The following is a 25,857-nucleotide window of genomic DNA, read 5'->3' on the forward strand; positions in this document are numbered from 1 at the left end:
GGGGGGCCCGACGCTGCGGCGCGTTCCCCGCGCCGCGCATTCCGCCCCAACCTTTTGTCCTGCCCATCGGTCTTAACCGACAACGCGACTCGCGCCCGCAGCAGGACTATCGACACTCATGGACCTGGTCATCGCCCGCCCCGAGGGGCTCTACTGCCCGCCCGGCGACTTCTATATCGACCCCTGGCGCCCGGTCGAACGCGCCGTGATCACCCACGGCCATGGCGACCATGCCCGCGGCGGCAGTCGCCACTATCTGGCCGCCGCGCCCGGTGCCGGCATCCTGCGCACGCGCCTGGGCGGCGACATCAACCTGGAGACCCTGGACTACGGCGAGCGCCTCGATCACCACGGCGTGACCCTGAGCCTGCACCCGGCCGGGCACGTGCTCGGCTCGGCCCAGGTGCGCCTGGAATACCGCGGCGAGGTGTGGGTCGCGTCCGGCGACTACAAGGTCGAACCGGACGGCACCTGCACGCCATTCGAGCCGGTGCGCTGCCACACCTTCATCACCGAATCGACCTTCGGCCTGCCGATCTACCGCTGGCAGCCGCAGGCGCAGATCTTCGCCGGCATCGACGCCTGGTGGCGGCAGAACCAGGCCGCCGGCCGCGCCAGCGTGCTGTTCTGCTACGCCTTCGGCAAGGCGCAGCGCATCCTCCACGGCATCGACGCGAGCATCGGGCCGATCCTGGGCCACGGCTCGATGGAGCCGCTCAACCAGGTCTACCGCGACGCCGGCGTGCACCTGCCACCCACCCTGTACGCCGGCGACTTCAAGAAGAGCGACCCGCTGCTGCGCCAGGCGCTGATCCTCGCCCCGCCCTCGGCCGGTGGCAGCACCTGGATGCGCCGCTTCGGCGACTACAGCGACGCCTTCGCCAGCGGCTGGATGATGCTGCGCGGCACGCGCCGGCGGCGTGGCGTGGATCGCGGCTTCGTACTCTCCGACCACGCCGACTGGCCGGGCCTGCTGTGGGCCATCGAGCAGACCGGCGCCGAGCGGGTGTTCGTCACCCACGGCTCGGTCAGCGTGCTGGTGCGTTACCTGCGCGAACAGGGCCTGGACGCCCAGGGCTTCGACACCGAGTACGGCGACGAAGACGAAACCGCGCCCGCCGCAGAAGCGGAGCCGAGCCCATGAAGGCCTTCGCCGATCTCTACGGGCGCCTCGACGCCACCACCTCGAGCAATGCCAAGCTCGCCGCCCTGCAGGACTATTTCCGCACGGCCAGCGCCGCGGACGCCGCCTGGGCGGTGTACTTCCTCGCCGGCGGCCGCCCGCGCCAGCTGGTGCCGTCCAGGCAGCTGCGCGAGCTGGCGATGCAGGCCGCCAACCTGCCGGAATGGCTGTTCGAGGAAAGCTACTCGGCGGTCGGCGACCTGGCCGAGACCATCGCCCTGCTGCTGCCCGAATCCAGCCATGAGTCGGATGAAGGCTTGGCCGTATGGGTCGAGGAAAAACTCCTGCCCCTGCGCGGCCTGCCGCCGGAGGAACTGGCGGCGCGCCTGCCGGCGTTCTGGGCGCAACTCAACCGCCAGGCGCTGATGGTGTGCATCAAGCTGATCACCGGCGCCTTCCGCGTCGGCGTGTCCAAGCTGCTAGTGACCCGCGCCCTGGCCAGCCTCGCCGACCTCGACGCCAAGCGCGTGGCCCAGCGCCTGGTCGGCTATACCGACCTGTCGCACCGGCCGAGCGCCGAAGGCTACCGCCGCCTGATCGCCGCCGAATCGGACGACGAACACGTCCAGCGCGGCGGCCAGCCCTACCCGTTCTTCCTCGCCCACGCCCTGCAACTGCCGGTGGAACAATTCGAGGAAAGCCTCGGCCCGGTCGAGGCCTGGCAGGTGGAGTGGAAGTGGGACGGCATCCGCGCCCAGCTGGTCAAGCGTGACGGCCGCCTGTGGCTGTGGTCGCGCGGCGAGGAGCTGATCAGCGAACGCTTCCCCGAGCTGGACGAACTGGCCGCGCGCCTGCCCGACGGCACGGTGATCGACGGCGAGCTGGTGGTCTGGCGCCATCCACCGACCGGCGCCGAACAGCCGCGCCTGATGGACCTCGACAGCGCCGTGCCGGAGGCGGACGTGGAAGACGCGGTCGAACGCTACGGCATCCAGCCCTTCGCCCTGCTGCAGCAGCGCATCGGGCGCAAGACCCTGGGCAAGAAGATCCTGGAGGAGGTGCCGGTGGCCGTGCTCGGCTACGACCTGCTGGAATGGCAGGGCCACGACTGGCGCAGCCGCCCGCAGCACGAGCGGCGCGCGCAGCTGGAGCAGGTGATCGCCGCCTGCGCCAGCCCCAGGCTGATGCCCTCGCCGCTGCTGCACGGCGACAGCTGGCAGGCGCTGGCCGGGCAGCGCGAGGCATCGCGCCGCCTCGGCGTCGAGGGCATGATGCTCAAGGCCCGCGACTCGTTGTATGGCGTGGGCCGGACCAAGGACATGGGCGTGTGGTGGAAGTGGAAGGTCGACCCGTTCAGCGTCGACGCCGTGCTGATCTACGCCCAGCGCGGTCACGGCCGCCGCGCCAGCCTCTACAGCGACTACACCTTCGCCGTGTGGGACGGCCCGCCGGGCGCCAGCCAGCGCAGCCTGGTGCCGTTCGCCAAGGCCTATTCCGGGCTGACCGACGAGGAAATGCGCAAGGTCGACGCCATCGTGCGCAAGACCACCGTGGAGAAATTCGGCCCGGTGCGCAGCGTCACCCCGACCCTGGTCTTCGAGCTGGGCTTCGAGGGCATCGCCCTGTCCAAGCGCCACAAGAGCGGCATCGCCGTACGCTTCCCGCGCATGCTGCGCTGGCGCCAGGACAAGAGCGTGGAGGAGGCCGATACCCTGGCCATCCTCCAGGATCTGCTGCAATGAGCCTGGCCGGCATCTGGTTCGCCCAGCGCGGCTGGAAAGCCTTCGCCTTCCAGAAGGAAGTCTGGCAGGCCGTGACCAAGGGCGAGTCCGGTGTGCTGCATGCCACCACAGGTTCGGGCAAGACCTACGCGGTGTGGTTGGCCGCGCTCAACCGTTTCGCCAGGGCCACGCCGGCCACCACCGCCAGCGGCCAGCCGCGCAAGCGCCAGCCCACCGCCGCACCGCTCAGTGTGTTGTGGATCACCCCGATGCGTGCCCTGGCGGCCGACACCCAGCGCGCCCTGCAGGCGCCGCTGGACGATTTGAACATCGCCTGGAGCGTCGGCCTGCGCACCGGCGACACCGGCAGCAGCGAGCGCGCGCGCCAGGGTCGCAAGCTCCCCAGCGCGCTGATCACCACCCCGGAGAGCCTGACCCTGCTGCTCACCCGCAGCGATGCCGAAACCCAGTTCGCCGGCCTGCGCATGCTGGTGGTGGACGAGTGGCACGAGCTGCTCGGCAACAAGCGCGGCGTGCAGCTGCAACTGGCGCTGGCGCGGCTGCGCCGGTGGAACCCGGGGCTGATCGTCTGGGGCCTGTCGGCGACGCTGGGTAATCAGCAGCACGCGTTGCAGGTGCTGCTCGGCAATACGCCGGGGCGCCTGGTGCAGGGCAGGCAGGACAAGAGCCTGCGTATCGACACCCTGCTGCCGCCGGGCATCGAGCGCTTTCCCTGGGCCGGGCACCTGGGCCTGCGCATGCTGCCGCAGGTGGTCGAGGAGGTCGAAGCCAGCGGCACCAGCCTGCTGTTCACCAACACCCGCTCGCAGGCGGAGATCTGGTACCAGGCGCTGCTCGATGCCCGGCCGGACTGGGCCGGGCTGATTGCCCTGCACCACGGCTCCCTGTCGCGCGAGGTGCGCGACTGGGTCGAACTGGGCCTCAAGGCAGGCCGGCTGAAAGCCGTGGTGTGCACCTCCAGCCTGGACCTGGGCGTGGATTTTCTGCCGGTGGAACGGGTGCTGCAGATCGGTTCGGCCAAGGGTGTGGCGCGCCTGCTGCAACGGGCCGGGCGCTCCGGCCACGCACCGGGGCGCGCCTCGCGGATCAGCCTGGTGCCGACCCACGCGCTGGAGCTGATTGAAGCTGCCGCCCTGCAGGACGCCGTCGTCGCCGGGCGCATCGAGGCGCGCCTGTCACCAGAAAAACCGCTCGATGTGCTGGTCCAGCACCTGGTCAGCATGGCCCTCGGCGGCGGCTTTCGTCCCGACGAGCTGCGCGAGGAAGTGCGCAGTGCCTGGGCCTATCGCGACCTGAGCGACGAAGAGTGGCAATGGGCACTGGCCTTCGTCCGCCACGGCGGCCACTCGCTCACCGCCTACCCCGATTACCGGCGCGTCGAGCCCGACGAACAGGGCATCTGGCGCGTGCCCAATGCGGCGCTGGCCAGGCGCCACCGCATGAGCGTGGGCACCATCGTCAGCGATGCCAGCATCGCCGTGAAATTCTGGGCCAAGGGCGGCAGCGGCCGCTCGCTGGGCAGCGTCGAGGAAGGCTTCATCGCCCGCCTGCGTCCCGGCGACTGCTTCCTCTTCGCCGGGCGCCTGCTGGAACTGGTGCGGGTGGAAAACATGACCGCCTACGTCAACCGCGCCACGTCGCGCAAGGCCGCGGTGCCGCGCTGGAATGGCGGGCGCATGCCGCTCTCCAGCGAGCTGGCCGACGCCGTGGTGGCGCGCTTCGGCGAAGCGGCGCAGGGTAAGTTTCGTGGCCCGGAGCTGCAGCTGTTGCGGCCGCTGCTGGACGTGCAGCAGGCCTGGTCGGCGCTGCCCACGCCCGACTCGCTGCTGGCGGAAACCCTGCATTCGCGCGAAGGCTGGCACCTGTTCCTCTACCCTTTCGCCGGGCGCAGCGTGCACCTGGGGCTGGCCAGTTTGCTGGCCTGGCGTCTCGGCCAGTTGCAGCCGGCGACCTTCTCCATCGCCGTCAACGACTACGGCCTGGAACTGCTCTGCGCCAGCCCGGTGGATTGGCCGCGCTGGCTCAACGCCGACCTGCTGCGCAGCGACGATCTGCTGCACGATGTGCTCGCCAGCCTCAACGCCGGCGAACTGGCGCGGCGGCGCTTTCGCGAGATCGCCCGTATCGCCGGGCTGGTGTTCGGTGGCTACCCCGGCGCGGCGAAAAGCGCGCGCCAGCTGCAGGCGTCCAGCGGGCTGTTCTTCGATGTGTTCCAGCAGTACGACCCCGGCAACCTGCTGCTGACCCAGGCCCAGGAGGAAGTGCTGCGCCAGGAGCTGGACGTGCAGCACCTGCAGCACACCCTGCAGCGCCTGCGCGAGCTGCGCCTGGACCTGCGCGAGGTGAAGCGCCCGCCGCCGCTGGCCTTTCCCCTGCTGGTGGAACGCTTTCGCGAGAGCCTCAGCTCGGAGAAACTCGCCGACCGCATCGCCCGCCTGCTCGCCGATCTGGAGAAAGCCGCCGGACCTGGCGCCTACCAGGCCAACAGCGAGCCCGAGGTGGAGCGCGAGCAACCACGACAACGCACGCCACGGCAGAGCAAGAATGGTCTGCCGCGGGTGAAGAAACGCACCGGCTGAGCGAACAGGAGGAGCACCGTCATCAACCCGATCCACGCGCCTACGCCCGCCCTCGCCATACAGCTCGCCGGCGAGGAAGTCTGGCTGCTGGCCGACAAGGCGCTGTACTGGCCCGCTGGCGACGCATTGCTGATCGCCGACATCCACTTCGGCAAGGCGGCGGCCTATCGCGCCCTCGGCCAGCCGGTGCCGCAGGGCACCACGAGCAACAACCTGCAGCGCCTGGACGCGCTGCTGGCGCATTACCCGTGCCGGCAGCTGATCTTCCTCGGCGACTTCCTGCACGCTCGCACATCCCGCGCGCCGGCCACCCTGGCGGCGCTGCAGGCGTGGCGCGAGCGCAACGCCGAGCTGGCGATCCTGCTGATTCGCGGCAACCACGATCGCAGCGCCGGCGACCCGCCGGCTACGCTGGATATCCGGGTGGTGGCCGAGCCCTATCTGCTCGGCCCGTTCGCCCTGCAGCACGAGCCCGATCCGCACCCCAGCCACCAGGTGCTGGCCGGCCACGTGCACCCGGTGTGCGTGTTGCGTGGCCGCGGCCGGCAGCGCTTGCGCCTGCCCTGCTTCAGCCTGGATGACGGCGTATGCCTGTTGCCGGCCTTCGGCGCGTTCACCGGTGGCATGCAGGTCGACCCGCAACCGGGACGGCGGCTGTATGCGGTCGGTGATGGTGGGGTGTGGCCGGTGGCTAGCGGCGACGGTCCAGCAGGTTGACCGCCAGGCGATCCAGCCAGCCCCACAAACGCTGCTGGATGCGCTTGAACAGCGGGCGGCGATGCCAGTCTTCCAGGGTGATTTCGCGGCTGTGCTCGAAGTCGGTGAGGAAGCTGTCGGCGGCCGCTGCGGTCAGCTGCGGGTCGAGGGCCTCGAGGTTGGCTTCCAGGTTGAAGCGCAGGTTCCAGTGGTCGAAGTTGCACGAGCCGACGCTGACCCAGTCGTCCACCAGCACCAGCTTCAGGTGCAGGAAGCGCGGCTGGTATTCGAAGATGCGCACCCCGGCTTTCAGCAGCCGCGGGTAGTAGCGCTGGCCGGCGAAGCGCACCGGCGGATGATCGGTGTTGCGGCTGGTCAGCAGCAGGCGCACGTCCACCCCGCGGTCGGCGGCGCGCATCAGGAAGCGGCGCACCTTGCGGCTCGGCAGGAAGTACGGCGTGGCCAGCCACACCCGGCGCTTGGCGTGACCGATGCTGCGCAACAGCGACTGGACGATGTCCAGGTGCTGGCTGGAGTCGGCGTAGGCCACCCGGCCCATGCCACGTCCGGCCGGCGGACAGGGCGGCAGGTGGGCCAGCCCCGGCGCCTGGCCCGGACGCCAGGGACTGCGCCCCTCGCAGGCCAGCCACTGGTATTCGAACAGTGAGCGCCAGTGCGCCAGCAACGGCCCCTCGATACGCACCATGACCTCGTGCCAGTAGTCGTCCTGGGCCTGGGTACTCCAGAACTCGTCGGTGGCGCCGGTGCCGCCGACGTAGACGCAGCGCTCGTCCACCACCAGCATCTTGCGGTGGTCGCGGTACAGGTTGCGCAGGCCGCGGCGCCAGCGCAGCGGGTTGTACTGGCGCAGCTGGATGCCGGCGTCGGTGAGGCGCTGACGCGAGGCCTGGCCGAAGCGCAGGCAGCCGAAGCCATCGAACAGGCAGTACACCCGTACACCGCGCCCGGCGGCGGCACACAGCGCCTCCACCAGCGCCGCGCTGCAGTGACCATCTTCCACCAGATAGAGCTCCAGCAGCACCAACTGCTGGGCCGAGGCGATGTCGGCGAGCATGGCCGGCATAAAGGCCGGGCCGTCGATCATCAGCTCGAAGCGGTTGCCGGATTTCCAGGGGAAGATGGCGCCTGTCATCGCGAGGTGAAAATCATCACCGCGCCGACCGGTACCGACAGGCTGATGTTGGACAACCGGGCCGCCTTGGCCAGGGCCTCGACGCCCTCCTCCAAGCCGAAGTGCTCGGCGTGCAGCACCAGCGGCGCCAGGGTCACCACCTGGAAGCGCTGGTCGTCCAGGCGGGTGGCCAGCAGCTCGGCCATGTACGCGTGCTTGCGCCCGCGGATCTCCACCTGTACCGGCAGGCTCAGCTCCAGCTGGGCACCGGGGGCCAGGTCGGTGATCGGCGCCAGGTTGAGCTGGGCCATGATGTGCGCGTCGGGGAACTCCTCGGTGGCGAACAGCAGGTTGCGCAGGCGCTCGTCGCGGACCGGGATGCCGGTGCTCACCGAATCCATTTCGACGCGCAGGCGCGCCGCGCCCTGGTCGTCGATCTTGCCGTGCAGGGTGAGGAAGCGATGCACCTCGGAGAGATTGCCGGCCTTGGTGGAGATGAACGACAGGCGCGAGGACTCGTTGTCCAGGTACCAGGCGGCCTGCGCCGGCAGGGCCAGGCACGTGGCGAGAATAGCGCCGGTCAGAATGCGAAGGGGCTTGGCCATGGGCTCACTTGTGTTGCGGTTTGAGCGCAACGATAGCGGCCCTGCTCGCCCTTGCCAAACGCCGGGCCGTTGCAAGCTGTGGCAGAGCACTAAGCAGCCGGCAACGGCCGGTGTGCTCAGAGCGGATCGGCCTCGACCTGAAGCTGGCAGCCCTGGCGCTGGCCCAGCCAGGCGGCGGTCTGCGTGCTGCCCAGGCCGCGCGCGGTCACCCGCCTGCGCTCGGCATCGTCGCGCAGCTCGCTCAGGGGCATGTACAGCTTCACATAGCTCACGCAGTAGTCGGCCGGATTGCCGCTGACGTAGCGGCAGGAGCAGTACTCCTTGGCCGAGTAGGCGCCGACGATGCCGGGGAAGGACGCCAGGTGCACGCGGTTGACCCAGGCCAGCAGGGCCAGGCCGATCAGCAGCAGGAGGAATGCGGAGAGGAAGGGGCGGCGGCGGATCATGGCTGTTCTCCGAAGGCGGCCTGCACCCGCTTGAGCAATTCGTTATGGCTGTAACTGCCGTCGCGGTCGTCGGCGTAGCGCACCACCACCAGCTTCTGCGCCGGCAGCACGTAGAGCCCCTGGCCCCAGTGGCCGAGGGCGGCGAAGGTGGTCTCCGGCACGTCCGGCCAGGGCTTGGCCTTGCCCTCCAGCGCCACGTTCAGCCACCACTGGCCACCTGGCACCGCGTCGTACGGCTTCTCCGGGTTGGGCTGGTAGTTGGCGAACGGCGTGCGGTTGAACGCCACCCAGCTCTGCGGCAGCAGCTGGCGCTCGCCCCAGCGGCCGTCGCGCTGCATCAGCAGGCCGACGCGGGCCAGGTCGCGGGCGGTCATGTAGGCATAGGACGAGGCGACGAAGGTGCCGCTGGCATCGCGCTCCCACACCGCAGAGCGAATGCCCAGCGGCTCGAACAGCGCGGTCCAGGGGTAGTCGGCGTAGGCCTGCTCGCCGACCATGGACTTGAGGCTGGCACCGAGCACGTTGCTGTCGCCGCTGGAATAGCGGAAGCGCGTACCCGGCACCGCGTCCAGGCCATGCTCGGCGGTGAACGCGGCCATATCACCGCGGCCACGGGTGTAGAGCATGGCCACCACCGAGGACTTCAGCGGCGCGTACTCGTAGTCCTCCTGCCAGGCCAGGCCGGAGGCCCAGTTGAGCAGGTGGCCCATCTTCACGTCGGGATGTGCGGTGAACGGCGGGTAATGCTTGGCCACCGCATCATCGAGCTTGAAACGCCCCTCGCCGTAGGCCGTGCCGAGCACGCTGGCGAACAGGCTCTTGCTGATCGACCAGGTCAGGTGCGGGGTCTGCTGGGTGGTCGGCGCGGCGTAGCGTTCGTAGACGATCACGCCGTCCTTGATCACCAGCAGCGCATCGCTGCGCACGCCAGTGCGGGCGGCTTCATCGCGGGAGGGGAAGGCATAGTCGTCCAGGGCCTGGATGGCCGGGCTGGCGGCAGCCGGCTGGCTGCTCCAGTCCTCGGCCGGCCAGGTTTCCGCGGCCAGGGGGCCGGCGGCCAACAGGCAGCCGGCCAGGGCGGTGCGACGCAACAGGGCAAGGGGCATCGGGCTCGCTCGCAAATTTAGGAGGAGCCGACGCTAGCACGGCGACGGTGAAGTAAAACAGCGCCAATCGCGCCACAGCGCGAGACGAATCAGTCCGGCAGGCGATAGTCCTGCTGGGTCATCAGGTCCAGGCCGCACTCCAGCTGCTCGATCCAGTCGAGGAAGGCGTTGATCATCTGCTCACCGACGAAGGGCCGGCCGTGCTGCGGCACGATCATCGCCACGTCCATCTCGCGCACCATCTGCGCCCAGAAGCGGCAGGCCTTGTTGCTGGCCATGTAGCGCCGGTGGAAACCGGCCATGTTGGGGATGTGCGCGGCGAAGTCACGCACCGGGCTGGCGTCGTCGACCATCGAGGCGCCCATGTCGCCGGAAAAGAGGATCTTGCTCACCGGGTCGTACAGCTGGAAGTTGCCCACCGAATGCAGGAAGTGCGCGGGCACCGCCTTGAGGTTGCACTGGCCCAGCGGAATGCTCTGGCCGCGGTCCGGCAGGGCGATGATGCGGTCGTAGGTGCAGATGCCGTGGCTCAGGGCCAGGTAGTTGGCGGTGAGGTGCGGCAGGAAGCGCGACCACAGCTTGGAGCAGATCACCCGCGCGCGGGTGTGCAGCAGCCACTTGTCCAGGGAGGCGATGATGTCCGGGTCCTGGTGCGAGGCGAAGATATAGGTCAGCGCCTGTACCGGGATGTGCTTGGACAGCTCCAGCGACAGCGGGGTGTAGGTCAGGTCGCCGCCCGGGTCGAGCAGCAGGTACTGCTCGTGGTCGGTGATGAGGAACTGGTTGGACTGCACACCCTCGCCGCTGACCAGGTCATCGAACATCAGGCATTGATGGGTGCCGTTATCGAACAGCACGATGGGCTCGCGACGCATGTACACCTCGGGAAAACAGAGCGAGGCGAGCTTAGGGGCGGGTCTGCACAGGCGTACTGATCTGGATCAAGCGCGAGGGAGGCAATAGCCGCGCGTTGCCGGCAGCGCCCTCACCCCCGCCCCTCTCCCGAGGGGAGAGGGGTGACGTTCTACGCCAGCCACGTAGGGTGGATGACGCTCTGCTCATCCACCATGGCCCCGCGCGGTGGATCGGTGAAGCGCGATCCACCCTACTGCCTGGAGCACAGGGACATGGGCGGATAAGACTTTCTGCATCTACTAGCCTCACGCCCGGCAGATCGATGGGGCGCGATCCACCCTACGAAGCAGGGACGTAGGGTGGATGACGCTCTGCTCATCCACCATGGCCCCGCGCGGTGGATCGGTGAAGCGCGATCCACCCTACAACTGCAGTTCGGCCAGGGCTTTTTCCAGGCGTTTCTCGCGGGCCGTGCGCGCCACTTCCAGCAGATTGCAGTCGCGCGCCCACAGCGCAGCCCATTCTTGCGGACCGGCGGCGATGGCGGCGTCCAGCTCCGGGCGCAGCGCCTTGAACTGGGCGAACAGCCCGGCCAGGGACGTAGGGCGGATGACGCTCTGCTCATCCACCATGGCCCCGCGCGGTGGATCGGTGAAGCGCGATCCACCCTACAACTGCAGCTCCGCCAGGGCTTTTTCCAGGCGTTTCTCGCGGGCCGTGCGCGCCACTTCCAGCAGGTTGCAGTCGCGCGCCCACAGCGCCGCCCACTGCTGCGGGCCGGCGGCGATGGCGGCGTCCAGTTCCGGGCGCAGGGCCTTGAACTGGGCGAACAGCCCGGCCAGCAGCAAATGGGTGACCGGATCGCTGGGGTTGTGCCGCGCCACCTCGGCGCAGCCGCTCAGCAGCGCCAGCAGACGCAGGAGCAGATCCTGCGGCCACTGGCTGTCGCGACCGACGCCATATAGCCAGGCGCTCAACGCCGCCAGCACATGCAGGTCCTCGATGCTGCGGAAGGGTTTGACGTAACTGTCCCAGCCATCGCCCGGCAGCAGTTCGCACAGGCTGTTGTCCAGGTGCAGGCGGGCGTGGCCGATGTCCGGCATCAGCGGCAGCGCCGGCAGCGGCTCGATCCGCGCACCCGGCGCGCCGCTGCGCACCACGCCCACGGCCAGGCGCGGTGCGCCCTCTTCTTCCACCCGCGCCGCCACCAGCAGCCAGTCGGCGGCATCGGCGGCGGTGACGAAGTCCTTGCGCCCGGACAGATGCAGGCCGCTCAGACGGGTCTGCAGGTCCGCCGGGCGGGTGCTGCGGTTCTCGGTCACGCACAGCGCGCCGAGGCTCAGCGGCGCCGCCGGCCACAAGGCGCGCAACGCGCCCTGGTAGCCGGCGAGAAACGCCAGACCGGGCGTGGCCGCCAGGCGCCCGCCGAGCACGGCCAGGGCGAACGGGCCGCCATCGTCGACGCGCTCCAGCAGCGCGGCGTACCAGTCGTCCAGGTTGCTCGCGCTCAGGCGGTCGCGGGTTTCCAGCAGGGGTTGCCAGGGCATCACATGAGTCCTCGTCGTCTGTCACACAAGCATCACCGAATCTTCATGGAGGTGACACCGGGTCTTCCTAGCCTGAGCTTGCCCAACAACATCGACCGGCCGCAACCCATCGCAGGCTGGCTCACGGAGGCTAATCGATGACCCAGATCGCCCGAACTGCCGAACGCCGCCTGCACGCCGAACGTCTGATCGGCCCGGATGCGCTGCGTGAAGCCCAGAGCCTGCGCTACGCCGTGTTCAGCCGCGAGTTCGATGCCAAGCTGAAAGGCGCCGAGCTGGGCCTGGACATGGATGACTACGACCCGCACTGCCGCCACATCGGCGTGCGCGACCTGAACAGCGGCAAGCTGGTGGCCACCACCCGGCTGCTCGACCACCAGGCCGCCGCCAGCCTGGGGCGTTACTACAGCGAGGAAGAGTTCAGCCTGCACGGCCTGGCCCACCTCGAAGGCCCGGTGCTGGAGATCGGCCGCACCTGCGTCGACCCGGCCTACCGCAACGGCGGCACCATCGCCGTGCTGTGGAGCGAGCTGGCCGAAGTGCTCAACGAGGGCGGCTATCGCTACCTGATGGGCTGCGCCAGCATCCCCATGCAGGACGGCGGCATCCAGGCCCAGGCGATCATGCAGCGCCTGCGCGAACGCCACCTGTGCACCGAACACCTGCGCGCCGAACCGCGCAACCCGCTGCCGGCCATGGACCTGCCGGGCAATGTCATCGCCGAGATGCCGCCGCTGCTCAAGGCCTACATGCGCCTGGGCGCCAAGGTGTGCGGCGAGCCGTGCTGGGACCAGGACTTCCAGGTCGCCGACGTGTTCATCCTGCTCAAGCGCGACGAGCTGTGCCCGCGCTACGCCCGCCACTTCAAGGCTGCCGTCTGAGAACCTGTCCCGGCTCTCTTGATCGTCGACCATGCTGCGTTGAAATCGGGCTCGGACTGCTCATTTACACTTCGTAGACTCCGCGTCCTCGCCCAATTTCGCCTTGCCTGGCTCTAGCTCAAAAGACCCGAAACAGGTTCTAGCGGTCCTTCCACCAGCCTCTGAGAGCCACGATGATCAAACTCCGCCTCTACCTGCGTCTTATCCGCCTGGCCGCCGTGCTGTTGCTCGGCATGCTGCTGGCCAGCGGCGTCGCCCTGGCCGAGCGCCTGCGCCGCGGCGACCTGATGGGCCTGCGCCAGCGCCTCACCGCCTGGTTCATGCGACGCCTGAGTGCTGCCCTGCCCTTCGAGGTCGAGGTGCGGGGCGAGCTGCCGCAGGGCCCGCACCTGTGGCTGAGCAACCATGTGTCGTGGACCGATATCCCGCTGCTCGGCCAGCTGCTGCCGCTGTCCTTCCTGTCCAAGGCCGAGGTGCGCACCTGGCCGCTGGCCGGCTGGCTGGCGCACAAGGCCGGTACCCTGTTTATCCGTCGTGGTTCCGGGGACAGCGCCCTGCTCGCCCGCCAGCTGCATCGCCACCTGAGCGCCGGGCGCCATCTGCTGATCTTCCCCGAAGGCACCACCACCGATGGCCTGCAGGTACGCACCTTCCACGGCCGCCTGCTGACCAGCGCCATCGACACCGGCACGCCGCTGCAACCGGTGGCGATCCGTTACCTGCGCGATGGCGAGACCGATCTAATCGCCCCCTTTATCGGCGACGACGACCTGCCCTCGCATCTGCTGCGCCTGTTCGCGGCGGATCGCGCCAAGGTGCAGATCCAGCTGCTCGCCCCCATCGCCAGCGCCGGCCAGGAACGCAATGTGCTGGCGCGCCAGGCGCAGCGAGCGGTGCAGGTGGCGTTGTTCGGCGAAGACGGACAGGAGAAAGTACGAGAAGCGGCCTGAAAGATCAGCGGATGCGCTGGTTTCGCAGAAATGCCAACGCATCTAGGAAACGCTGAGCCTTAGCTAGGTTGGTAGTGTTGATCCTCCGCAGGGTCGCCCCTTCGGTGTTGCGGATCAGGATCACATACCTGTTCGCCTTGAACTTCCTCGAATGCAAAGTGCTTTCGCCGAGGGAGTTGTAGTAGATGCGCTGCCCCGCCTCTCGGGTGACGCTTCTGGACGAGCCCACAGCTATCGCGCCCGTTCCTATTGGCGCCGCGCTCGCCACACCTTCACCCGTCGTCACCACCCCATCGGAAAGCAGGATGTACTCCGGTCCCACCACTACCGACTGCGGGCGTTGCTCGGCCACGTAGTCTTCCAGGAAAACCTGCTCCACTACCGATTGCGCTTCGGCAAAGGTATCCGGAGGAACAGGTGTGTAATTCATCCGACTATGGCCGCACCCTGCCAGAACCAGAACACCAAGAAGTAACAAGGCTCTCTTCATACACTCTCAGGCTCCAGGGCAAAGCCTGCATCTAACTGCAATTACCGGGCATGCCGCAATTCTCCATAGCAAACACCTGCAACTGCGGATAAAACTCACGAAAGTCTGCGCTGAGCGGTTCATACAACCGCTCCAGTTCGCCCATGGCGCCAGCCAGCATCTGCGGGCGTGACAGGCGCCGGCTCATGCCCAGCAGCACCTGCTCCAGCACGGCGAAATCCCTGTAGCTGCCCAGCCAGTCCTGCGCGGCCATGCGCGGGGCGATATAGGCCAGGCGCTCCGGCAACTCGGGTTGGGCGGCCAGCACTTGGTATACGCGGCCGGTGAACTGCGGCAGCGGTTCGCTGGCGAACTCGGCCCAGTCGCGGGCCAGGCAATGGTCGAAGAACAGGTCGAGCAGAATCCCCGAAGTGCGCCGGCGCTCGGCAGGGAAGCGCGAGCGCGCCTGCTCGACCAGCGGGTGACGATCGGTGAAGGCGTCGATGCGCCGATGCAGCTGGATGGCCGCCTCTATCTCGGCCGGAAACCGCCCCGCCAGCGGTCCTTTGACGAAGTCGCCGTACAGGCTGCCGAGCAGCTGCTGCGGGGCGTCGCCGCCCAGGTGCAGGTGGGCCAGGTAGTTCATGCAGCCCCCTTGCGCCAGGCGTTGGGCGTCATGCCCAGCCAGCGGCGGAAGGTGCGGCTGAAGTTGCTGGTATCGCGATAACCCAGGCGCTCGGCAACCGCCTCCACACTCAAGGGTGTGCTCTGCAGCAGCCAGCAGGCCAGCTCCTGACGCACCTCGTCGAGCAGTTGCTGGTAGTGCACGCCCTCGTCGCGCAGGCGGCGGATCAGCGTGCGTTCGGACAGATGGAATTCGTCCGCCAGCTGCTCCAGCGTCGGGTAGCTGCCCTCGCAGGCCACCAGGCGCAGCTGCACCCGGCTGGTCCAGTCGCCGCCGGGGCTGGCGCCTTGCAGCTGGTGCTCGCAGTCACGCAGGGCGATGCGCGCGGCCTGGGGATCGGCACTCAGGCTGGGGCGATCCAGCCATTCCAGCGGCAGGCTGACGCTGAAACGCTCGGCGCCGAAGCTGACGCCGGGGCCGAGCAGCTCGCGATAGCGCGCCGACCAGGGTGGTTCGGCGAAGGGGAAGCTGAACGCCAGGCAGTCGTCCGGCAGCACGCCGCACACCGCCTCCAGCAGGCGCAGGCAGACGCCTGCCAGGCTGGTGAAGATGTGCTCGCGCACGTTGCCCAGGTCGAACAGCTCCTCGACGCAGATGCGGTAGCGCTCGCCTTCGATCTCGCCACCGAGACGCAGGCTGGACAGGCGCAGCACGCTGAAGCGCTCCAGCACCGCCAGCACGCCGCGCAGGTCCGGGCACAGGGCGGCGGCGTAGCCCACCGGGCCGTGGGCCGACACCGGCATGGCGCAGCCGACTTCCAGGCCCAGCCAGGGGCAATCGGTGAGCTGGATGCCGCGGCGGATCAGGCGCTGCACCTGGGCGAAGTTGAGCGGGCGGTTGTCGCGGTGCAGGTGCGCCCAGTCCAGCCCCGTGCCGTGCAGGATCTCGGCTTCGCCGAAGCCGCGCTGGCGCAGCGCCGCGCACCGCAGGCGAGCGTAGATGGGGTGCAGGCAGGGTTGCAGCGGGGCGAGGTTCGGGTCCATGGCGGCGGTCCCCGCGCGGAGTGGACTGTCACCATATGACGATTTTCTGCCCAGCTCAACGGTTATGCCGCTGGCCGCGCCAGCGCATGCTGGACCCAGGTCGAAGAACCGTGGAGAGAACAACAATGCCCACCACCCTGCCCTACCGTGACCGCAAACGCCCGCTGTGGCTGCTGTCGCTGTTCGTCCCCTGCCTGGGGCTGATCGGCCCCGCGCTGTACCTGCTGGTAGCGCCGCACGACGCCTGGCTCTGGCTGTCGCCGGTGTTCTTCTACTTCGGCGTGCCGCTGCTCGATGCGCTGATCGGCGAGGACCCGAGCAATCCGCCGGAGTCCGAGGTGCCGGCGCTGGAGGCCGACCCTTACTACCGCTGGATCACCTATCTGTTGGTGCCGGTGCTGTGGGCGACCTTTATCGCCACCACCGCCTTCGTCGCCACCCAGCCGCTGGCCTGGTACGGCGTGCTGGCGATGATCATCAGCACCGGCGGCGGCCTGGGCTTCGCCATCAACCTCGGCCACGAGATGGGCCACAAGAAGAGCGCGCTGGAGCGCTGGCTGGGCAAGCTGGCGCTGGCCCTGGCCTGCTACGGGCACTTCTACATCGAGCACAACAGTGGCCACCACCGTGACGTGGCGACTCCGGTGGACCCGGCCTCGTCGCGCATGGGCGAGTCGATCTACCGCTTCGTCCTGCGCGAGATGCCCGGCGGCTTCCGCCGCGCCTGGCAGCTGGAAAAGGAACGCCTGGCGCGCTGCGGCCAGCGCACCTGGAGCCTGGACAACGAGGTGCTGCAACCGGCGCTGGCCAGCCTGGCGCTCTATGGCGGGCTGACCCTCGCGTTCGGCCTCGCCATCCTGCCGTATCTGTTGCTGACCGCCCTGTGGGGCGCCTTCCAGCTGACCTCGGCCAACTACCTGGAACACTACGGCCTGCTGCGCCGCAAGCTGGACAGCGGCCGCTACGAGATCTGCCAGCCGCACCATTCGTGGAACAGCAACCACCTGTTCTCCAACTGGGCGCTGTTCCACCTGCAGCGCCATTCCGATCACCACGCCCACCCGACGCGGCGCTACCAGTCGCTGCGCAACTTCCCCGATCTGCCGCGCCTGCCCAGCGGCTACTTCGGCATGTACCTGGTGGCCTACGTGCCGCCGCTGTGGTTCCGGATGATGAATCCACGACTGATCGTTGCCGTGCATGCCGATGCGGCGCGCATCAACTTCCAGCCCGGCCACCGCGAACGCCTGATGCGCCGCTACGGCCTGAGCGAGCAGAGCGCATGAGCCGTCATCGCTGCCCGGAATGCGGCTACTGCTACGACGAAGCCAGAGGCGAGCCGCACCATGGCTACGCGCCGGACACACCCTGGGAAGAACTGCCGGACGACTTTGCCTGCCCGGACTGCGCCATCCGGGTGAAGGACGAGTTCGAGCCGCTGCCGGAGTAATCCCCTCGTAGGAGCGAGCTCTGCTCGCGAACCACTGCGCGCTGAACGCTTCGCGAGCAGAACTCGCTCCTACCGACTTCCCCATCTCATCAGTTGCCTTGATGGTCAGTATCGGCACAAACGATCTCTATATCGGGACAACCCGATATAGAGTTCGCCTCAACCCGATACACGACAGCAGCGCCATGACCGACCCCATCGACATCGACGAAATCATCAAGGCCCTCGCCCACCCCGTGCGGCGCGAGATCCTGCAGTGGCTGAAGGAGCCGGAAAAGCACTTCGCCGATCAGGACCACCCGCTGGAGCTCGGCGTCTGCGCCGGCAAGTTCGAGCGTTGCGGCCTGTCCCAGTCGAGCGTGTCGGTGCACCTGGCGACCCTGCAGCGTGCCGGCCTGGTGACCTGTCGCAAGGTCGGCCAGTGGAGTTTCTTCAAGCGTAACGAGGAGGCCATCCAGGCTTTCCTCAGGAACCTCGACGCCCAGCTCTGAGCGGATGCCTGCCCGCAGCAGGCCACCTCTTCCCAACCGTTTTTTCAGGAGCCGGCACCATGCCGTTACCGCTTCTCGTCCTCGCTCTGTCCGCGTTTGCCATCGGCACCACGGAATTCGTCATCATGGGCCTGCTGCCCGAGGTGGCAGCCGACCTCGGCGTGTCCATCCCCGGCGCCGGCTGGCTGGTCACCGGCTATGCCCTCGGCGTAGCGCTCGGCGCGCCATTCATGGCCCTGGTTACCGCCAACTGGCCGCGCAAGCTGGCCCTGCTGGCACTGATGGGCATCTTCGTGCTGGGCAACCTGCTCTGCGCCACCGCTGCCGACTATGAACTGCTGATGGTGGCGCGGGTGGTCACCGCCCTCTGCCACGGCGCCTTCTTCGGCATCGGCTCGGTGGTCGCCGCCAGCCTGGTGCCGGAAAACCGCAAGGCCTCGGCCGTGGCCCTGATGTTCACCGGCCTGACCCTGGCCAACGTGCTCGGCGTGCCGCTGGGCACCGCGCTCGGCCAATACGCCGGCTGGCGCTCGACCTTCTGGGCGGTGACCGTGATCGGGGTGATCGCCTTTATCGGCCTGTGGCGCGTGCTGCCGAGCAACCGCGAACAGGAGCCGGCCGATCTGCGTGGCGAACTGAAAGCCATGCGCGGTGCCGGGCTGTGGTTGGCGCTGAGCACCACCGTGCTGTTCTCCGCCGCCGTGTTCGCCCTGTTCACCTATATCGCCCCGCTGCTCGGTGAGGTCACCGGCGTGTCGCCGCGCGGCATCACCTGGACCCTGCTGCTGATCGGCGTCGGCCTGACCCTCGGCAACCTGATTGGCGGGCGCCTGGCCGACTGGAACCTGGCCAAGGCCCTGGCCGCCATCCTGCTGACCCTGGCCCTGTTCTCAACCCTCGTGCGCTGGACCAGCCTGCTGCTGATTCCGCTGGAGATCAACCTGCTGCTCTGGGCCATGGCCGCCTTCGCCGCCGTGCCGGCCCTGCAGGTCAACGTGATGAACTTCGGCCAGGCCGCACCCAACCTGGTGGCCACCCTCAACATCGGCGCCTTCAACCTGGGTAACGCCCTCGGCGCCTGGGTCGGCGGCCTGGTCATCAGCCAGGGCCTGGGGCTGACCAGCGTACCGCTGGCCGCCGCTGTGCTAGCCGCGCTGGCGCTGGTCGCCGCCCTGCTCACTTTCTCCTTCGGCAGCAGCGCAAGCCCTGCCGAAGCCCTGCTCGACTAAGCCTGGAGGCTGCACCATGACTACCCTGTTCGACCCCATCAAGCTCGGCAGCCTGGAGCTGCCCAACCGCATCATCATGGCCCCACTGACCCGCTGCCGCGCCGACGAGGGCCGCGTGCCCAACGCGCTGATGGCCGAGTACTACGTGCAGCGCGCCAGCGCCGGCCTGATCCTCAGCGAGGCCACCTCGGTCACGCCGATGGGCGTGGGCTACCCGGACACACCCGGCATCTGGTCCGAGGACCAGGTGCGCGGCTGGCACAAAATCACCCGCGCCGTGCACGCCAACGGCGGGCGTATCTTCCTGCAGCTGTGGCACGTCGGCCGTATTTCCGACCCCATCTACCTGAATGGCGAACTGCCGGTCGCCCCCAGCGCCATCGCCCCGGCCGGCCACGTCAGCCTGGTGCGTCCGATGAAGGGTTTCGAAACCCCGCGCGCCCTGGAAACCGAGGAAATCGCCGATATCGTCGAGGCCTACCGCCACGGTGCCGAGAACGCCAAGGCCGCCGGCTTCGACGGCGTGGAGATCCACGGCGCCAACGGCTATCTGCTCGACCAGTTCCTGCAGAGCAGCACCAACCAGCGCAGCGACCAGTACGGCGGCTCCATTGAGAACCGCGCGCGCCTGCTGCTGGAGGTCACCGACGCGGCGATCTCGGTGTGGGGCGCCGATCGCGTCGGCGTGCACCTGTCGCCGCGCCGCGACCTGCATGACATGGGCGACGACAGCCCGCGCGAAACCTTCGGCTATGTCGCCCGCGAGCTGGGCAAGCGTGACGTGGCCTTTATCTGCACCCGCGAGCGTGAGGGCGAGGACAGCCTGACGCCCTTCATCAAAGAACAGTTCGGCGGCCTGGTCATCGCCAACGAGCGCTTCACCAAGGAGCAGGCCAACGCCTGGCTGGCGGACGGCAAGGCTGACGCCGTGGCCTTCGGCGTGCCCTATATCGCCAACCCGGACCTGGTCGAGCGCCTGGCCCAGGACGCCCCGCTCAACGAGGCGCGCCCGGAGCTGTTCTACGCCCAGGGCCCGGTCGGCTATATCGACTACCCGCGCCTGTAACCGCATCGACCCGGATGCACCAAGCCCCGCTCAGGCGGGGCTTTTTCATGGGCGTACACAAGCGGCCATGTGACGCTGCGCCACCTGAGCACCGGTCGCGGGGGCCGACGGGAGGTCGGCCTGCCCGCTGGGCAAGCACGAAGCGGGCTGACTATGATCGACACCCATGTCCTCCCCTCCCCAGCTCCGCCAACCCTGCCCGCCCGGCGCCTGCGACTGCGAACGCGAGCGGCTGCTGGACAGTCCCGGCAGCGACGTGCGCATTCTGCTGCTGACCCGCAACGAGGAGCAGCGCCTGCTAGAGCGCCTGGAAAACCTCAAGAGCCTGGACGACCTGCGGCACATGCAGCAGCGCATGTACGAGCAGCTCGGCATCCGCGTGGAAGTGGCGCCGGGCCTCAACGAGGTGCGCAGCATGCGCGGCATCGCCATCACTATCGGCGCACTGCCGGGCCTGTGCCGCAAGACCCGCCAGGCCATCCCCGCCGCCATCCGCCGCGGCCTGGAACGCCAGCCGGAAATCGCCTACCGCCTGCTCGACTCCTACGATCTGCTGGGCGGCTAGCCCTGCAAACCTCAGTGCCGAGACGATCAGTCGCCGCGCAATAGCCGCACATTGAGTAGTGCCATTCGACGTCATGGTCTAGGCTGATGCTGTCGTAGAAGGAGATGCGTCGCCATGACCGCCGAGATCAAGCCTGACGACAGCAAAGGCAAGGAAACCCGATTGTTCCTGTTCCTTGTGGTTTGCCTGTTCCCCATCCTCTCCGTAGCCGTCGTCGGCGGCTATGGCTTCCTCGTCTGGATGTACCAGCTGTTCGCCGGTCCGCCCGGCCCTCCCGTGTAGCGCCCGCAAGCCAACACATTCGGAGCCGAGCAGCAGTGCCAGACAGCATTCAGATCGCCAGCCTGATCGTACATACCCAACCCGCCCTGATGGTGGCCGTGAAGGCCAACCTGCGCCGGCTGCCCGGCCTCGAACTGCATCAGGAAAGCCCCCAGGGCAAGTTGGTCGTGGTGCTCGAAGCGGAGGACGAGGCGCAGATTCTCACCACCCTCGACGCCATCCAGAACCTGCCAGGCGTGCTCAACGCCGCATTGGTCTACCACGAAGTCCTCGAAGAACAGGACTCGCCCGCCCATCCGTGAAGGGCCCAGCATCGGAGATGCCTGATGAAACTGAGCAGACGTGAATTCGCCAAGGCCAACGCCGCCGCCATCGCCGCGGCCGCCGTGGGCCTGCCGATCTTCAGCAGCGCCAGCAACCTGATCACCGAGGCGGACATGACCCGCCTGGACTGGAACAAGGCGCCCTGCCGCTTCTGCGGCACCGGCTGCAGCGTGATGGTCGCCACCCGCGACGGCAAGGTGGTCGCCACCCACGGCGACATCAAGGCCGAGGTCAACCGCGGCATCAACTGCGTGAAGGGCTACTTCCTGTCGAAGATCATGTACGGCAGCGACCGCCTGACCGAGCCGCTGCTGCGCATGAAGGACGGCAAGTACGACAAGCAGGGCGAGTTCCAGGCCATCACCTGGGACCAGGCCTTCGACATCATGGCCGAGAAGTTCAAGGCCTCGATCAAGGCCAAGGGGCCGGAATCGGTCGGCATGTTCGGCTCCGGCCAGTGGACGGTGTGGGAAGGCTACGCGGCCAACAAGCTGATGAAGGCCGGGCTGCGCAGCAACAACATCGACCCCAACGCGCGCCACTGCATGGCCTCGGCGGTGATGGGCTTCATGCGCACCTTCGGCATGGACGAGCCGATGGGCTGCTACGACGACATCGAGGCCACCGACACCTTCGTGCTGTGGGGGTCGAACATGGCCGAGATGCACCCGGTGCTGTGGTCGCGCGTTACCGACCGCCGCCTCAGCGCGCCGCAGGTCAAGGTCGCCGTGCTGTCCACCTTCGAGCACCGCAGCTTCGACCTGGCCGACATCCCCATGGTGTTCAAGCCGCAGACCGACCTGATCATCCTCAACTACATCGCCAACCACATCATCCAGAGCGGCGCGGTGAACCAGGACTTCATCGGTAAGCACGTCAAGTTCGCCCACGGTGCCGAGGACATCGGCTACGGCCTGCGCCCCACCGACCCGCTGGAGCAGAAGGCGAAGAACGCCGACAAGGCCAATACCTGGACCGACATCTCCTTCGAGCAGTTCGCCGAGTACGTCAAACCCTACACATTGGAACGCGCGGCCAAGGAGTCCGGGGTCAGCGCCGAGCGCCTGCAGAAGCTGGCCGAGATGTATGCCGATCCCAAGCGCAAGGTCATGTCGTTCTGGACCATGGGCTTCAACCAGCACACCCGCGGGGTGTGGGCCAACAACCTGATCTACAACATCCACCTGCTCACCGGGAAGATCAGCGAGCCGGGCAACAGCCCGTTCTCCCTCACCGGCCAGCCTTCCGCCTGCGGCACCGCACGCGAGGTCGGCACCTTCTCCCACCGCCTGCCCGCCGACCTGCTGGTGGCCAACCCGAAACACCGCGCCACCGCCGAGAAGATCTGGAAGCTGCCGCCCGGCACCATCCAGGAGAAGCCCGGCTTCCACGCCGTGCAGCAGAGCCGCATGCTCAAGGACGGCGTGCTCAACGTGTACTGGACCCAGGTCAGCAACAACATGCAGGCCGGGCCCAACATCATGGGCGAGGTGCTGCCGGGTTGGCGCAATCCGGACAACTTCGTGATCGTCTCGGACGTCTACCCCACCGTCTCGGCCCAGGCCGCCGACCTGATCCTGCCCAGCGCCATGTGGGTGGAGAAGGAAGGCGCCTTCGGTAATGCCGAGCGCCGTACCCAGTTCTGGCATCAGCTGGTCAAGGCGCCGGGCCAGGCGCGCTCGGACCTGTGGCAGCTGGTGGAATTCTCCAAGCGCTTCACCACCGACGAGGTGTGGCCGGCCGAGCTGCTGGCCAAGGCCCCCGAACTGAAGGGCAAGACCCTGTTCGAGGTGCTGTACAGGAACGGCCAGGTCGACGCCTACCCCAACGACGAGCGTGCCAAGGGTTACGCCAACGCCGAGGCCGATGCCTTCGGCTTCTATATCCAGAAGGGCCTGTTCGAGGAGTACGCCGCCTTCGGCCGCGGCCACGGCCACGACCTGGCGCCGTTCGACGCCTACCACGAGGCCCGCGGCCTGCGCTGGCCGGTGGTGGAAGGCCAGGAAACCCGCTGGCGCTACCGCGAGGGCCACGACCCCTATGTGGCCAAGGGCAGCGGCGTGCAGTTCTACGGCTACCCGGACAAGAAGGCGATCATCTTCGCCCTGCCCTACGAGCCGCCAGCGGAAGCGCCGGACAAGGACTTCCCGTTCTGGCTCAGCACCGGCCGGGTGCTGGAGCACTGGCACACCGGCAGCATGACCGCGCGGGTGCCAGAGCTGTACAAGGCGGTGCCCGACGCCCTGGTGTACATGCACCCCGACGACGCCCAGCAACTCAAGCTGCGCCGCGGCAGCGAGGTGAAGGTCATCAGCCGGCGCGGCGAGATGCGCGCCCGGGTCGAGACCCGCGGACGCAACAAGCCGCCGCAGGGCCTGGTGTTCGTGCCGTTCTTCGATGCCAACAAGCTGATCAACAAGGTCACCCTGGACGCCACCGACCCGATTTCCAAGCAGACCGACTACAAGAAGTGCGCGGTGCGCATCGAACTGGTCAGCCTGGCCTGAGGAGACAGCCATGCAACGCATCACCATCGCGCTCCTGGCCCTGTTGTGCAGCCTGCCGCTGCTGGCCGACGACCTCGCCTACCCGCTCAACGCACCGGCACCGGACGGACGCCGCCCCGGCGGCACCATCGCCGACGAGGCGCCGACCCCGGTACTGCCCAACGACGAGAACAAGGACCTGCGCCGCGAGCGCAATTACCCCGAGCAACCGCCGACCATCCCGCACAGCATTCGCGGCTATCTGATCGACATCAACAGCAACAAGTGCCTGACCTGCCACAGCCGCGCCAGCAGCGCGCGTACCCAGGCGCCGATGATCAGCATCACCCACTACATGGATCGCGACGGCCAACCGCTGGCCGCCGTGGCGCCGCGGCGCTACTTCTGTACCCAATGCCACGTGGCGCAGATGGAGGTGCAGCCGCTGGTCGGCAACGACTTCGAGAACATCGACCAGTTGCTCCAGCGCGAAGCCGCCGGCACGTCCACCGGCAAGCCCTGAGGAGGCGATATGAAAGCACTGATCGCCTGGCTGCTGAGCTACTGGCATGTCCTGCGCAAGCCCAGCGTGCACTACAGCCTGGGCTTCCTAACCCTGTCCGGCTTCATCGCCGGCATCGTCTTCTGGGGCGGCTTCAACACCGCCCTGGAGGCCACCAACACCGAGACCTTCTGCATCTCCTGCCACGAGATGCGCGACAACGTGTACGTGGAACTCAAGGACACCATCCACTACAGCAACCGCTCCGGCGTGCGCGCCACCTGCCCGGACTGCCACGTGCCACACCAGTGGACCGACAAGATCGCGCGCAAGATGCAGGCCTCCAAGGAGGTGTGGGGCAAGATCTTCGGCACCATCAACACCCGCGACAAGTTCCTCGCCTACCGGCGCGAGCTGGCCGAGCACGAATGGGCTCGGCTCAAGGCCAACGACTCGCTGGAGTGCCGCAACTGCCACAACTTCGAGTTCATGGACTTCACCCGCCAGGGCCAGCGCGCACGGCAGATGCACTCCACCGCGCTCGCCTCCGGCGAGGCCACCTGCATCGACTGCCACAAGGGCATCGCCCACCACCTGCCGGACATGAGCGGGGTGAAAGGCTGGGAGTGAACGGCAGAAACGAAAAAGCCCCGCGGCGCGGGGCTTTTTCTTGGCCTGCATCTGCTCAGATCGAGTCCAGATAACGCTCCACATCCAGCGCCGCCATGCAGCCGGCGCCGGCCGAGGTGATGGCCTGGCGATACACCGAGTCGGCCACGTCGCCGGCGGCGAAAACACCGGGGATGCTGGTGGCGGTGGCGTTGCCGTCGCGCCCGCCGTTGACCACCAGATAGCCGTCCTTCAGCGCCAGCTGGCCATCGAACAGCCCGGTGTTGGGCGTGTGGCCGATGGCGACGAACAGGCCGTCGACGCGCAACTCGCTACTGGCGCCATCGTTGTGCCGCAGGCGCACGCCGGTCACGCCGCTGGCGTCGCCCAGTACCTCGTCCACGGCGGCATTCAGGCGCAGTTCGATCTTGCCCTCGGCAATGCGCGCCCGCAGCTTGTCCTGCAGGATCTTCTCGGCGCGGAAAGTCTCGCGGCGGTGCACCAGAGTCACCTTGCTGGCGATATTGGCCAGGTACAGCGCCTCCTCCACGGCGGTGTTGCCGCCGCCAACCACCGCCACCTCGCGGTTGCGGTAGAAGAAGCCGTCGCAGGTGGCGCAGGCGGACACGCCGCGGCCCATGAACGCCTCTTCCGACGGCAGGCCCAGGTAGCGGGCGCTGGCGCCGGTGGCGATGATCAGCGCGTCGGCGGTGTAGGTAGCGCTGTCGCCGATCAGGGTGAAGGGATTGCCGGCCAGGTCCACGGCGTTGATATGGTCGAAGACGATCTCGGTCTCGAAGCGCTCGGCGTGCTCCTGCATGCGTTGCATCAGCGCCGGGCCGGTCAGGCCGTGGGGGTCGCCGGGCCAGTTGTCGACCTCGGTGGTGGTGGTCAGTTGGCCGCCCGCCTGGATGCCGGTGATCAGCAGCGGCTTGAGGTTGGCGCGCGCGGCGTACACCGCCGCGCTGTAGCCGGCGGGGCCGGAGCCGAGAATGATCACGCGGGCATGACGGGTAGCGGACATGGCCAACTCCTGAAGAAAAAGGGACCGGCC

The 25,857-nt window shown here is 68.0% G+C and carries 27 protein-coding genes and 1 pseudogene; 17 read left to right on the plus strand and 11 right to left on the minus strand.

The genetic code is table 11. The annotated features are described in order from the left end of the window. Positions 1 to 118 precede the first annotated feature (118 nt). The 4 genes from N7607_RS00885 to pdeM are packed head-to-tail and all read left to right on the plus strand — an operon-like array spanning position 119 to position 6,161. On the plus strand, positions 119 to 1,144 hold the full coding sequence (locus N7607_RS00885; RefSeq protein WP_279866666.1) for a ligase-associated DNA damage response exonuclease: 1,026 nt from the start codon (positions 119 to 121) through the stop codon (positions 1,142 to 1,144). Then, positions 1,141 to 2,865 (plus strand): ATP-dependent DNA ligase, encoded by a 1,725-nt coding sequence (locus N7607_RS00890; protein ID WP_279866667.1) that lies wholly within the window; start codon positions 1,141 to 1,143, stop codon positions 2,863 to 2,865. Before N7607_RS00885 ends, N7607_RS00890 begins: the two co-directional genes overlap by 4 nt. Further along, on the plus strand, positions 2,862 to 5,444 hold the full coding sequence (locus tag N7607_RS00895) for a ligase-associated DNA damage response DEXH box helicase (RefSeq protein WP_279866668.1): 2,583 nt from the start codon (positions 2,862 to 2,864) through the stop codon (positions 5,442 to 5,444). The genes N7607_RS00890 and N7607_RS00895 overlap by 4 nt, the downstream gene beginning before the upstream one ends. A gap of 30 nt (positions 5,445 to 5,474) precedes the next feature. Beyond that, positions 5,475 to 6,161, plus strand: a complete 687-nt coding sequence (gene pdeM, locus N7607_RS00900) for a ligase-associated DNA damage response endonuclease PdeM (protein WP_279866781.1) — start codon at positions 5,475 to 5,477, stop codon at positions 6,159 to 6,161. Here the strand turns inward: pdeM and N7607_RS00905 are convergent. The 7 genes and pseudogenes from N7607_RS00905 to N7607_RS00935 all read right to left on the minus strand — a co-directional run bounded on the left by N7607_RS00905 (position 6,136) and on the right by N7607_RS00935 (position 11,831). Then, entirely contained in the window at positions 6,136 to 7,293 is a 1,158-nt protein-coding gene (locus N7607_RS00905) for a phosphatidylserine/phosphatidylglycerophosphate/cardiolipin synthase family protein (protein WP_279866669.1), read from the minus strand. The genes pdeM and N7607_RS00905 overlap by 26 nt on opposite strands. Next, positions 7,290 to 7,877, minus strand: coding sequence for a YceI family protein (locus N7607_RS00910; protein WP_279866670.1), 588 nt, complete (start codon positions 7,875 to 7,877; stop codon positions 7,290 to 7,292). Before N7607_RS00910 ends, N7607_RS00905 begins: the two co-directional genes overlap by 4 nt. A gap of 116 nt (positions 7,878 to 7,993) precedes the next feature. After that, positions 7,994 to 8,323, minus strand: a complete 330-nt coding sequence (locus N7607_RS00915; protein WP_279866671.1) for an amidase — start codon at positions 8,321 to 8,323, stop codon at positions 7,994 to 7,996. Further along, complete coding sequence (locus N7607_RS00920) at positions 8,320 to 9,429, minus strand: serine hydrolase (protein WP_279866672.1); 1,110 nt, start codon at positions 9,427 to 9,429, stop codon at positions 8,320 to 8,322. The genes N7607_RS00915 and N7607_RS00920 overlap by 4 nt, the downstream gene beginning before the upstream one ends. An 89-nt stretch (positions 9,430 to 9,518) precedes the next feature. After that, entirely contained in the window at positions 9,519 to 10,304 is a 786-nt protein-coding gene (locus N7607_RS00925) for an MBL fold metallo-hydrolase (protein ID WP_279866673.1), read from the minus strand. A 402-nt stretch (positions 10,305 to 10,706) separates the two neighbouring features. Beyond that, a pseudogene (locus tag N7607_RS00930) lies at positions 10,707 to 10,880 on the minus strand (acyl-CoA dehydrogenase); the annotation flags it as partial. A 72-nt stretch (positions 10,881 to 10,952) separates the two neighbouring features. Next, complete coding sequence (locus N7607_RS00935) at positions 10,953 to 11,831, minus strand: acyl-CoA dehydrogenase (protein ID WP_279866674.1); 879 nt, start codon at positions 11,829 to 11,831, stop codon at positions 10,953 to 10,955. A gap of 137 nt (positions 11,832 to 11,968) precedes the next feature. Here N7607_RS00935 and olsB point away from each other — a divergent pair, with 137 nt between their 5' ends. Both olsB and N7607_RS00945 read left to right on the plus strand, forming a co-directional pair. Then, positions 11,969 to 12,712, plus strand: coding sequence for an L-ornithine N(alpha)-acyltransferase (gene olsB, locus N7607_RS00940; protein ID WP_279866675.1), 744 nt, complete (start codon positions 11,969 to 11,971; stop codon positions 12,710 to 12,712). Positions 12,713 to 12,885: 173 nt separating this feature from the next. Continuing rightward, positions 12,886 to 13,662 carry a lysophospholipid acyltransferase family protein gene (locus N7607_RS00945; protein WP_279866676.1) on the plus strand — a complete coding sequence of 259 codons (777 nt, stop codon included), beginning with the start codon at positions 12,886 to 12,888 and terminating at the stop codon, positions 13,660 to 13,662. 4 nt (positions 13,663 to 13,666) lie between these two features. Here the strand turns inward: N7607_RS00945 and N7607_RS00950 are convergent, their stop codons facing one another. The 3 genes from N7607_RS00950 to N7607_RS00960 are packed head-to-tail and all read right to left on the minus strand — an operon-like array spanning position 13,667 to position 15,799. Continuing rightward, positions 13,667 to 14,152 (minus strand): hypothetical protein, encoded by a 486-nt coding sequence (locus N7607_RS00950; RefSeq protein ID WP_279866677.1) that lies wholly within the window; start codon positions 14,150 to 14,152, stop codon positions 13,667 to 13,669. A gap of 31 nt (positions 14,153 to 14,183) precedes the next feature. Next, a complete protein-coding gene (locus N7607_RS00955; RefSeq protein ID WP_279866678.1) occupies positions 14,184 to 14,777 on the minus strand; it encodes an ACP phosphodiesterase in 594 nt (197 codons plus the stop codon). Next, positions 14,774 to 15,799, minus strand: a complete 1,026-nt coding sequence (locus N7607_RS00960) for an AraC family transcriptional regulator (protein ID WP_279866679.1) — start codon at positions 15,797 to 15,799, stop codon at positions 14,774 to 14,776. The genes N7607_RS00955 and N7607_RS00960 overlap by 4 nt, the downstream gene beginning before the upstream one ends. A gap of 125 nt (positions 15,800 to 15,924) precedes the next feature. On the opposite strand from N7607_RS00960, the gene N7607_RS00965 reads away from it, so the two are divergent. From N7607_RS00965 to N7607_RS01015, 11 genes are all read left to right on the plus strand, one after another. Further along, a complete protein-coding gene (locus N7607_RS00965; RefSeq protein WP_279866680.1) occupies positions 15,925 to 17,085 on the plus strand; it encodes an alkane 1-monooxygenase in 1,161 nt (386 codons plus the stop codon). Further along, positions 17,082 to 17,249 (plus strand): rubredoxin, encoded by a 168-nt coding sequence (locus N7607_RS00970; RefSeq protein ID WP_279866681.1) that lies wholly within the window; start codon positions 17,082 to 17,084, stop codon positions 17,247 to 17,249. The genes N7607_RS00965 and N7607_RS00970 overlap by 4 nt, the downstream gene beginning before the upstream one ends. A 185-nt stretch (positions 17,250 to 17,434) precedes the next feature. Continuing rightward, positions 17,435 to 17,740 (plus strand): helix-turn-helix transcriptional regulator, encoded by a 306-nt coding sequence (locus N7607_RS00975; RefSeq protein ID WP_279866682.1) that lies wholly within the window; start codon positions 17,435 to 17,437, stop codon positions 17,738 to 17,740. A gap of 59 nt (positions 17,741 to 17,799) precedes the next feature. Then, positions 17,800 to 18,969, plus strand: a complete 1,170-nt coding sequence (locus N7607_RS00980) for an MFS transporter (protein ID WP_279866683.1) — start codon at positions 17,800 to 17,802, stop codon at positions 18,967 to 18,969. Between the two features lie 16 nt (positions 18,970 to 18,985). After that, positions 18,986 to 20,035 carry an alkene reductase gene (locus N7607_RS00985; RefSeq protein WP_279866684.1) on the plus strand — a complete coding sequence of 350 codons (1,050 nt, stop codon included), beginning with the start codon at positions 18,986 to 18,988 and terminating at the stop codon, positions 20,033 to 20,035. 166 nt (positions 20,036 to 20,201) lie between these two features. After that, on the plus strand, positions 20,202 to 20,600 hold the full coding sequence (locus N7607_RS00990) for a hypothetical protein (protein WP_279866685.1): 399 nt from the start codon (positions 20,202 to 20,204) through the stop codon (positions 20,598 to 20,600). A gap of 114 nt (positions 20,601 to 20,714) precedes the next feature. After that, entirely contained in the window at positions 20,715 to 20,882 is a 168-nt protein-coding gene (napE, locus tag N7607_RS00995; RefSeq protein WP_279866686.1) for a periplasmic nitrate reductase, NapE protein, read from the plus strand. A gap of 35 nt (positions 20,883 to 20,917) precedes the next feature. Then, a complete protein-coding gene (locus tag N7607_RS01000) occupies positions 20,918 to 21,184 on the plus strand; it encodes a chaperone NapD (protein ID WP_279866687.1) in 267 nt (88 codons plus the stop codon). Positions 21,185 to 21,208: 24 nt separating this feature from the next. Continuing rightward, positions 21,209 to 23,713 carry a nitrate reductase catalytic subunit NapA gene (gene napA, locus N7607_RS01005; protein WP_279866688.1) on the plus strand — a complete coding sequence of 835 codons (2,505 nt, stop codon included), beginning with the start codon at positions 21,209 to 21,211 and terminating at the stop codon, positions 23,711 to 23,713. Positions 23,714 to 23,723: 10 nt separating this feature from the next. Further along, complete coding sequence (locus N7607_RS01010) at positions 23,724 to 24,215, plus strand: nitrate reductase cytochrome c-type subunit (RefSeq protein ID WP_279866689.1); 492 nt, start codon at positions 23,724 to 23,726, stop codon at positions 24,213 to 24,215. 9 nt (positions 24,216 to 24,224) lie between these two features. Beyond that, the gene (locus N7607_RS01015) at positions 24,225 to 24,824 is read left to right on the plus strand and encodes a cytochrome c3 family protein (RefSeq protein WP_279866690.1); all 600 of its coding nucleotides are present in this window, start codon (positions 24,225 to 24,227) and stop codon (positions 24,822 to 24,824) included. Positions 24,825 to 24,879: 55 nt separating this feature from the next. Here N7607_RS01015 and trxB read toward each other — a convergent pair whose 3' ends face one another. Next, on the minus strand, positions 24,880 to 25,827 hold the full coding sequence (gene trxB, locus N7607_RS01020) for a thioredoxin-disulfide reductase (RefSeq protein WP_279866691.1): 948 nt from the start codon (positions 25,825 to 25,827) through the stop codon (positions 24,880 to 24,882). Positions 25,828 to 25,857: the final 30 nt, after the last annotated feature.

It is taken from the genome of Pseudomonas sp. GD04019 (assembly GCF_029837695.1).
Classification (GTDB): domain Bacteria; phylum Pseudomonadota; class Gammaproteobacteria; order Pseudomonadales; family Pseudomonadaceae; genus Aquipseudomonas.